The 8,895-nt window shown below is 72.7% G+C and carries 7 protein-coding genes and 1 pseudogene; 4 read left to right on the top strand and 4 right to left on the bottom strand.

From position 1 onward, the window contains the following. A pseudogene (locus GT030_RS05615) lies at window positions 1-558 on the top strand (hypothetical protein); the annotation flags it as partial. A 104-nt stretch (window positions 559-662) separates the two neighbouring features. On the opposite strand, the gene GT030_RS05610 reads toward GT030_RS05615, so the two are convergent. Then, entirely contained in the window at window positions 663-1,448 is a 786-nt protein-coding gene (locus GT030_RS05610) for a L,D-transpeptidase family protein (RefSeq protein ID WP_161200121.1), read from the bottom strand. 86 nt (window positions 1,449-1,534) lie between these two features. Between GT030_RS05610 and GT030_RS05605 the strand changes: the two genes are divergently transcribed. Together GT030_RS05605 and leuE are read left to right on the top strand one after the other, a co-directional pair. Beyond that, window positions 1,535-3,115 (top strand): methylmalonyl-CoA mutase family protein, encoded by a 1,581-nt coding sequence (locus tag GT030_RS05605; protein ID WP_161200120.1) that lies wholly within the window; start codon window positions 1,535-1,537, stop codon window positions 3,113-3,115. Between the two features lie 32 nt (window positions 3,116-3,147). Beyond that, window positions 3,148-3,801 carry a leucine efflux protein LeuE gene (gene leuE / locus GT030_RS05600; RefSeq protein ID WP_161200119.1) on the top strand — a complete coding sequence of 218 codons (654 nt, stop codon included), beginning with the start codon at window positions 3,148-3,150 and terminating at the stop codon, window positions 3,799-3,801. A gap of 206 nt (window positions 3,802-4,007) precedes the next feature. On the opposite strand, the gene GT030_RS05595 is transcribed toward leuE, so the two are convergent. Genes GT030_RS05595 through GT030_RS05585 form a run of 3 tightly spaced genes read right to left on the bottom strand, consistent with a single transcriptional unit; the run spans window position 4,008 to window position 7,465 of the window. Next, complete coding sequence (locus GT030_RS05595) at window positions 4,008-5,114, bottom strand: acyltransferase (RefSeq protein WP_237522221.1); 1,107 nt, start codon at window positions 5,112-5,114, stop codon at window positions 4,008-4,010. Between the two features lie 42 nt (window positions 5,115-5,156). After that, the gene (locus tag GT030_RS05590; RefSeq protein ID WP_161200118.1) at window positions 5,157-6,491 is read right to left on the bottom strand and encodes a polysialyltransferase family glycosyltransferase; all 1,335 of its coding nucleotides are present in this window, start codon (window positions 6,489-6,491) and stop codon (window positions 5,157-5,159) included. After that, complete coding sequence (locus tag GT030_RS05585; RefSeq protein ID WP_161200117.1) at window positions 6,488-7,465, bottom strand: glycosyltransferase family 2 protein; 978 nt, start codon at window positions 7,463-7,465, stop codon at window positions 6,488-6,490. Before GT030_RS05585 ends, GT030_RS05590 begins: the two co-directional genes overlap by 4 nt. A gap of 198 nt (window positions 7,466-7,663) precedes the next feature. Here GT030_RS05585 and GT030_RS05580 point away from each other — a divergent pair. Next, on the top strand, window positions 7,664-8,895 hold a 1,232-nt coding region (locus GT030_RS05580; RefSeq protein ID WP_161200116.1), incomplete at its 3' end, for a DUF6716 putative glycosyltransferase.

The following is an 8,895-nucleotide window of genomic DNA, read 5'->3' as shown; positions in this document are numbered from 1 at the left end:
ACCCCGGACCTGACCCCGCGCGCACCGGCCCCCGACGCATCGGACGACGAAGCCGCGAGCACCGGCAAGGCCACGGACCAGCCCTCCTCCGTCCAGCCCTCACGCCGCCCCGGCGCCCGCTGGTGGGCCGCCGCCACGGCGTGCCGCGACCTGCGGGAAGGCCGGGAGCCGGACGCCGGGAACCGGCGGACCCTGGAGGGCCTCGCGGGCGGCCCGACGCGGGTCAAGGTCTACTGCCGTGCCCTGCTCACCGCCGCCGAGGTGAACGGCCGCACCCACGACCACCGGGGCACGGACGGCGGGGGCGACGAGGACGGGAACGGCGGCCGGGACGACGGCAACCAGGGCGACGACGGGAGCGGCGGCCGGCACGACGGCAACCAGGGCGACGACGACGGCCACACCCCTCGCCCGCGCCTTCGCCTCAACCTCCCGTCGACCCGCCAGATCCCCTCTGAGCTGGGACTTTGTCACTTCCAAAAAATAGTTTCGGAAAGGTGTGACGTTTCTGGAGGCGACGGCGCAGTACTGAGTGAGCCGACTGGTCATCGGCCGTAGCACTGAGCCGGGGTTCCCCCCGTACCCGAAGGCTCGTGCATTGGCGCGGGCGGGACACGTTCCCCCGGTCCCGCCCGCGCCCCCACTTCACCGGTGGAAGACGCTCACCGGTACACCACCACCCGGTCCCCGTTCCGCACCTGCGCGAAGAGCGACGCGATCGCCCCCTCGTCGCGCACGTTCACGCACCCGTGCGAACCGCCCGCGTACCCGTGCGCCGCGAAGTCGTAGGAGTAGTGGATCGCCTGGCCGCCGCTGAAGAACATGGCGTACGGCATCGGGGAGTCGTAGAGCGTCGACACGTGGTGCCGGGACTTCCAGTAGATGCTGAACACACCCTCGCGGGTCGGGGTGTACTGCGAGCCGAAGCGGACCGAGACCGTGGTGAGCGTGCGGCCGTCGATCATCCAGCGCAGGGTCCGGCTGGTCTTGCTCACGCACAGCACCCGCCCGGTCAGACAGCGCGGGTCGGGCGCGGCGGCGGGCTGGCCGCCCATCAGATACAGCTCCCACTGGCCCGGCCGGTGCGTCATCGCCACCAGCCGCTGCCAGGTGACGGTGTCCACGCCGCCCGTACGGGGGAGGCCGCGCTTGCCCTGGAAGCCGCTGACCGCCTGCTCGGTGAGGTCGTCGTACTCACCCGTCGGCCCGTCGTTCAGCCACTGCACCTGCCGTAGCCGGGCCTGCAGCTCGCGCACGCCGGTCCCGCTGTCCCCGCGCGCGAACAGGGCCCGAGCCGTGGTCCGGGGCCGGACGGACGGCGTGTCGAAGTGGACCGGGTACTGCGGCTTCCCGTCGGCCCCTTCCGGCGGTGGCTTGCACCCCCCGAGCGCCACGGCGAGGGCGGCGGCCGAGGCGAACAGGGCGACGGTTCTGCCCGGAATCCTCATGCCGAGGATGCTTCCCCCGCGCGCCCGCCGCCGAACAACGAGGCATCGTGGAAGGCGACCGACCCTCCCGGATCCCGGAGGCAGCCATGGCGCGAGAGTCGGAGTCGGGCACGCCCGTCGAGCCGGTCTACGGCCCCGAGGCACTGACCGGCTGGGACCCCGCCACCGATCTGGGCGAACCGGGCGCGTACCCCTACACCCGTGGCGTGTACCCGACCATGTACACCGGCCGCCCCTGGACCATGCGCCAGTACGCCGGTTTCGGCACCGCCGCCGAGTCGGGCGCCCGCTACCGCGACCTGATCGCCCACGGCGTCACCGGCCTCTCGGTCGCCTTCGACCTGCCGACCCAGATGGGGTACGACTCCGACGCGCCCCTCGCGCGCGGCGAGGTCGGCCGGGTCGGGGTGGCGGTGGACTCGATCGAGGACATGCGGGAGCTGTTCGACGGGATCGAGCTGGACCGGGTGTCCACCTCGATGACGATCAACGCCCCGGCGGCCGTACTGCTGCTCCTGTACGAGCTGGTGGCCGAGGAACGCGGGATACCGGGCGACCGCCTGACCGGCACCGTCCAGAACGACATCCTCAAGGAGTACATCGCGCGCGGCACCTACATCTTCCCGCCCCGCCCCTCCCTCCGGCTGACCGCCGACCTCTTCGCGTACTGCGCCGCCGCCCTGCCGAGGTGGAACACCATCTCCATCTCCGGCTACCACATGGCCGAGGCCGGAGCCTCGCCCGCGCAGGAGATCGCGTTCACGCTGGCGGACGCGGTCGCCTACGTCCGCGCCGCGCTCGCGGCCGGCATGGACGTGGACGACTTCGCGCCCCGCCTGTCCTTCTTCTTCGTGGCGCGTACGACCCTGCTGGAGGAGGTCGCCAAGTTCCGTGCCGCGCGCCGGATGTGGGCCCGGCTCATGCGGGAGGAGTTCGGGGCGCGGGACCCGAGGTCGTGGATGCTGCGCTTCCACACCCAGACGGCCGGGGTCCAGCTCACCGCCCAGCAGCCGGAGGCGAACCTCGTCCGGGTCGCCGTGCAGGCGCTCGCGGCGGTCCTCGGCGGCACCCAGTCCCTGCACACCAACGCCTTCGACGAGGCCATCGCGCTGCCCACCGACAAGAGCGCCCGCCTCGCCCTGCGCACCCAGCAGATCCTCGCTCACGAGACCGACCTGACCGCGACCGTCGACCCCTTCGCCGGGTCGTACGCGGTGGAGCGGCTCACCGACGACGTGGAGCGGGCCGCGCTGGGGCTGCTGCGCCGGGTCGAGGAGCTGGGCGGGGCGGAGGCTGCCATCGAACTCGGGTACCAGAAGGGCGAGATCGAGCGGAACGCGTACCGGATCGCCCGCGAGACGGAGGCCGGGGAGCGGGTGGTGGTCGGGGTGAACCGCTTCCGCCTGGACGAGGAGGAGCCCTACGCCCCGCTCCGCGTGGACCCCGCCCTGGAGACCCGCCAGCGCGAACGCCTCGCCCGCCTGCGGGCCCGCCGCGACGCCCGCACCGCCGACGCGGCCCTCCTCGCCCTCCGCGCGGCCGCCGAGGGCACGGCCAACGTCCTCCCACCCATGAAACGCGCCCTCCGCGCCGAGGCCACCCTGGGCGAGGTCTGCGACACGCTGCGCTCGGTGTGGGGGACGTATCAGCCCCCGGACGCCCGCTGAGCCACTGGTGGCCGCGTGCGACACTCGCATCCATGTTCGGCGTCATTGATCTGCCCGCCTACCTGGCCGGGCTGCTGCTCATTATTCTGCTTCCGGGACCCAATTCCCTGTACGTGCTGTCCGTGGCCGCCCGGAAGGGGATCAGGCCGGGGTACACCGCGGCTGCCGGGGTGTGGTGCGGGGACACCGTGCTGATGACGTTGTCCGCGGCCGGGGTGGCCTCGCTGTTGCAGGCCAACGCCGTGCTGTTCGGGATCGTGAAGTACGCCGGGGCCGGCTATCTGACCTGGCTGGCGATCGGGATGCTGCGGGCCGCCTGGCAGATGTGGCGGACCCGGCGGGCGCCGGTCGTGGCGGAGGCCACCGCCGAGGAGGGGCCGGAGGCCGAGCGGCCGTTCCGGCGGGCCTTGGTGGTCAGCCTGTTCAACCCGAAGGCGATCCTGTTCTTCGTGGCCTTCTTCGTGCAGTTCGTGGACCCGGCCTACGCCTACCCGGCGCTGTCCTTCGTCGTCCTCGGCGCCTTCGCGCAGGCCGCGAGCGTCCTCTACCTCAGTGCCCTGATCTTCGGCGGCACCAGGCTGGCCGCCGCGTTCCGCCGCCGCAGGCGGCTGTCGGCGACGGCCACCTCGGCGGCCGGGGTGCTCTTCCTCGGCTTCGCGGTGAAGCTGTCGCTGGCCGCGGGCTAGTTCAGGGCAGGCTGCCATGCGCCCCCAGGATCCCGGGGGGCCGTGCGGGCCCCGGAAGGCGTCGAAGAGGCGGACGCCGTCCACCGTGCCGTCCGGGGCGCGGTCGCCCGCCCGTAATCCCCCTGGGCTCCGGCCGGGCGTCCACGCTGAGGCGGCCTGAAGCTGATCGTGGCCGGGATCGAGGCCGCGTACGGCATCCGCTGACGTCAGCTCTTGAGCGCCCGGCGCAGCCGGGGCCCGAACGGCTTCTCCACGAACCGGTGCAGCAGCCACGCCAGCGCCAGCATCCCCGCCACCGTCAGTCCCAGCGTCGGCCACGCCCCGAGCCCCAGCCCCCGGTGCAGCACCCGGACCGCGAACCAGCCCAGGTGCTCGTGCACCAGGTAGAACGGGTACGTCAGCGCGCCCGCCGTCACCAGCCACGGCCAGGACGCCCACCGGGTCCAGCCGAGAGCCACGGCCGCCACCGAGGCGAAGGCCAGCGTGACCACGGCGACGATCACCACCGGGTGCCGGGTGAAGTCGCCGTGTGCCCCCGGATGCCACAGCCCGCGCACGGCCGCGCTCTGCCCGAGCAGCCAGGACATCGCCACCAGCCCCCACAGCAGCGGGCTGCCGCCGAAGCGGTGGACCAGGTACAGCGCGAGTCCGCCGACGAAGAACGGCGCGTACTCCGGCATGACGAGGGCGTCGGTGAGGGCGTTGCCCGCGGTGGTGGAGATCGCGGCGGCCAGCGTCCAGACGCAGGCGAACAGCACCACGCGCCGGTAGGTCGCCCCGCGCCACACCACGAACAGGGCGAACAGCGCGTAGAACCGGACCTCCACCCAGAGCGTCCAGCAGACGCCGAGTATCCGGGAGGCGCCCATCGGCTGCTGGAGCATGGTCAGGTTGACCAGGAACTCGTCCGCCCGCACCGGGTGCACCACCACCGGCAGCACGAAGGCCGCCCCGGTGACCAGCACCAGCGCCACCCAGTAGGCGGGGTAGAGACGGGCCACGCGGGAGCGGAAGAAGTCGCCGAGCGTGCGGCCCCAGCCGCTCATGCAGATCACGAAGCCGCTGATCACGAAGAAGAACTGCACGCCCAGGCAGCCGTAGGGGGTGATCTGGGAGAGCCGGGGGAAGACCTCGGACGGGCTCTGGTGCCAGGACTCCGATATCGTCCCGCCGCGCCCGGTGTAGTGGTACATGCACACCATCAGCGCGGCCACGAGCCGCAGCCCGTCCAGGGCGAGCAGCCGCCCCCGCGCCCCGGTGGCGACCGGCTGGGAGAGGCCGGCGGGCGCGGCCGGCGGCGAGGTGGCGGTCATCTGCACAGTCCTTGGCATCGAATCGGTCGGTAGCAGGGCGGTTCAGCCGCGGGCGGTCCGGCGCAGGCCGCGGGCGCGGCGGGCCACCCGGCGGACGGTGGCGTTGCGCGGGATGAACGCGAGCTGCGCGGGCACCCCGCCGGGCAGCCCGAGCACGGTCAGCCGGCGGCGCTTGAAGTAGCGCAGGGTGGCCGGGTCCAGGTGCCGGGCGAGGAAGCCCTCCACGTCGGCGCGCAGCCCGGGCAGGATCTTCGGCTGCATGGCGAAGCCCACCGCGCGCACCAGTTCGCCCAGTTCGGCGACCGCCATGCCGCGCCGCCCCTCGGTGACGGCCGCCCGGTCGCCCAGCTCGGGCAGCAGCGCGTCGACCACGGTGACCGGCACGCGGTTGCTGTTCTCGTACGGGGCGAGCCGCTCCAGCAGGGTGCCGGTGCCGACCCGCGCCACCGGCAGGCCGTACAGCGTGGCGGCGGTCAGCAGGGCGGTGGAGAAGCAGCCGACGACAAGCGCCGGGCGCATCCGCTGGTACAGCACCTCGGCCAGCACCGGGGTGTCCAGCACCGTGAGGTCCGCCCCGAGCCGCTCCGCCTCCTCCTCCAGGGTGCGGGCGTAGCGGGCCGGTGCGGTGGGGTGCGGCTTGAACACCACGCGGGTGTGGCCCAGCCGGACCGCGCCGCGCAGCATGCGGACGTGCAGCGCCTCCTCCTCGTCCGGGGTGAGGATGTCCAGCGCGGAGAGGTACTGGCCCAGCAGCAGCGCGGGTTCCCCGATCTCGGGCAACTCGTCGCCGGTGCCCGCGAGTTCCGTCAGCACCTTGGTGAAGGCCGCGGTCGGCACCATCTCGGCCGGCACCCCGAACTCGGTGAGCAGCAAGGGCTGAAGGCCCGGTACGAGGTCGAGGTGGAGCAGCCGGTCCACGCGGGTGCCGACCAGCGGGTCGATCTTGTTGCGGGTGGGGCCGTAGCTCATCAGGCCGTCGGCGTAGACCGTGACCGGGGCGCCGGTGAAGATCTGCGCGAGCGCCAGCGACGGGTTGACCTGGATCGACTCGACCGCCAACTCGACCGGCCCGTCTCCGAGTCGCCACTCGTGGCGGAAGTACCGCTGCCACAGTGGCATGTCGTCTACGCGGGGCAGCCAGCCGCCGGGGTGGAAGGGGTGGATGGTCTCGTTGTAGGACAGTACGTCGTCGAACCGGTCCCGCAGCCGCTCGAAGCCGGGCATCTCGTCCAGCGGGGGCGTGGTTTCCGGGGTGGCCGCGTTGTTGCAGACCAGCAGCAGGCGCCGGTCGGCGGGGGCGAAGCAGCCGGAGTCCAGGGCGGCGGCCAGCGTGGCCACGCCGTACAGCGTGGACGCCTGGAAGATCTGGGTGGTCACGCGGCGGCCCCGGCGGGGGAGGGGCGGCGGCGCAGGCGGCGCAGCCGGGTGGCGCGGGCCAGGTCCATCGAGTCCAGCGCCTCGTTCAGCACGTCCTGCGGCATGCGCCTGAGGGCGGCCGCGCTCAGGGATTTCAGTTTTCTCGCCACCGGGGGCTCGAACCTTTCGATGCTTCCCAGATGGTGGGAAATGATCGCGCAATAGGTGCGCACGGCCTTCGGCAGCAGTTCCTTCGCATCCCGGTCGGCGGCTGTTTCCGCTATGACCTGGTCGAAGGCGCGCAGGAAATCGAGCTGGCGGACATCGCCGATCTGGGTCAGCGAGGAGGCGACCCCGCGCCGGTAGAAGACGCCGAGCAGCCCGACCACGGCGAACGACTCCGCCTCCCGGTGCAGCCGCCAGATCCACGGCCGGTCCTCCGCCGTGCGCAGTCCGTCCGTGAAGTGCAGCAGCCCCCGCTCCGCGAGCCGCCGGTGGTAGATCCCGGCCCAGGCGTACGCGTAGTCCACCGAGGTCGACCGGTCCGCGGGCAGGATGGCTGCCCTCGGGTCCAGGACGACATCGCGCCGGCCGTGCGGCACCCGGTGCACCGACCGGGCCCGCGCGGTGCACTGGACATGGTCGGTGCGCAGGAAGTCGCACCCCAAGTCATCCATGCGGGCGACCAGTTGGTCGTAGTAGCCGGGGGCGAGCCAGTCGTCGCCGTCGAGGAACGTCAGGTACTCGCCGCGCGCCCGGTCCAGACCGGTGTTGCGGGCGGTCGCCAGCCCGCCGTTGCGCTCGTGCCGGACGACGACGGCGCCCGGCAGTTCGCGTTCGGCGCGCTCGAGGATGCCCGGTGTCCCGTCGCGGGAACAGTCGTCCACGAGAATGAACTCGTAATCGTCCCGCGCGTTCGCACGAAGACTCCTCAATGTGTCCGGCGCGTATTGCTGCACGTTGTAGAACGGCACGATGACCGAGAGCTTGACCACGCCGAGGACGTTAGGGCGGGGCCCGGCATTCGTGTCGACGCTCGCCTTGATACCGGGTGAACGACGCGTGGCGAAGCCGTGAACCGGGTTTTCCCCGAGGTCGATCCGGGCCCGAATCCCCATTCGTCGATGTGCTGTTAACCGTTTGTTGAGTTCGGGTTGGGCCGGGGCTACGAATCGCTTCCTAGCGTCTTCGGCGTGCCAGCAAGTGCAACGAAGTCCCCGCGGATCGCCGTCCTCGCCGATTCCGACACCCGGTGGAAGTGGGGCGCGCTCACCGCGCGCCGTATCGCTCCCGCCGCTGCCGGACGGCTCGACGGCTACCTCCTGCGGGGCCGGGCCACCCCGACACCCCGCCAGCTCGCGGAGACCGGCGCCACCGCCGACTCGCTCCGCGAGGTCACCGGCGCGGAGTTCCTGCGCGCCATGACCGGGGAGTCCTACGACATCCTGGTCCTCGCGCTGGTCGGCGGCGGGGTGCAGGCCATGCTGCACGGCCTGAAGCACGCCTGGGGGAGCGGTCCGCGCCCGGTCGTCGTCACCGGTTACGTCGGTGTCGTCTACGAGAAGCTCGCCGACGGCCTGCTGCTGCGGCACGGCGCCGACCTCGTCCTCGCCAACTCGGCCCAGGACGCCGACCGGTTCCGCGCGGTGTACGAGGGGGTCGGGGCGGACGCCGGGGCGGTCACCGAGGTGGCGCTGCCGTTCCTCGGCGGGGAGGCGTACGCGGGTGAAAGGTCGCCCTCCGCGGAGCAGGGGCTCACGCCCTGCACCGTGACGTTCGCCGCGCAGCCCTCCGTACCGGAGAACCGCGCCGACCGGACCTACCTGCTGGACCGGCTCATCTCCCACGCCCGGCGGCACCCCGAGCGCGAGGTGCTGCTCAAGCTGCGCTCCAAGCCCGGTGAACACACCACGCACATCGAGGAGCTGCCGTACCAGAAGCTGGTCCGGGGGCGGGAGCTGCCGGCCAACCTCCGTCTGGTCTACGGGCACATGGGCGAGGTGCTGGACCGGACCGACCTCCTGGTCACCGTCAGCTCCACCGCGGCCCTGGAGTCCCTCCACCGGCGCATTCCGACGGCCGTGCTGACCGACCTCGGGGTGCGGGAGGCGCTGGGCAACCACCACTTCCTGGGCTCCGGGTGCCTCACCTCCTGGGACCGGCTGGACGCCGGGCACCGGCCGGAGCCGGACCCGGAGTGGCTGGCCCGGCAGGGGGTCGCCGCCGGGGACGGTTCGTACGCGGGCGCCTTCGACGCGGCCCGCGCCCGGATCGCCGCCCTGCTGGAGCGGTCCGGCGCGCTGCCGCCGCTGGAGCCCTACTACACCCCCGAGACCGCGCCCGGCTATCTGCCCGGCATCCTCGCCCGCCACCACCTCGGCCCCGACGGCGCCCCGCTGCCCGGCAGCCCCGCCACCCGCGCGGA

Origin of the sequence: Streptomyces sp. SID1328 (genome assembly GCF_009865595.1) — a bacterium.
GTDB lineage: Bacteria > Actinomycetota > Actinomycetes > Streptomycetales > Streptomycetaceae > Streptomyces > Streptomyces griseoluteus.
This window is presented reverse-complemented; position numbering and strand designations above follow the sequence as displayed.

Coding starts and splice junctions, on each gene's coding strand:
- GT030_RS05595 (WP_237522221.1), bottom strand. CDS start 5,114: ATGACCGCCACCTCGCCGCCGGCCGCGCCCGCCGGCCTCTCCCAGCCG.
- GT030_RS05610 (WP_161200121.1), bottom strand. CDS start 1,448: ATGAGGATTCCGGGCAGAACCGTCGCCCTGTTCGCCTCGGCCGCCGCC.
- GT030_RS05605 (WP_161200120.1), top strand. CDS start 1,535: ATGGCGCGAGAGTCGGAGTCGGGCACGCCCGTCGAGCCGGTCTACGGC.
- leuE (WP_161200119.1), top strand. CDS start 3,148: ATGTTCGGCGTCATTGATCTGCCCGCCTACCTGGCCGGGCTGCTGCTC.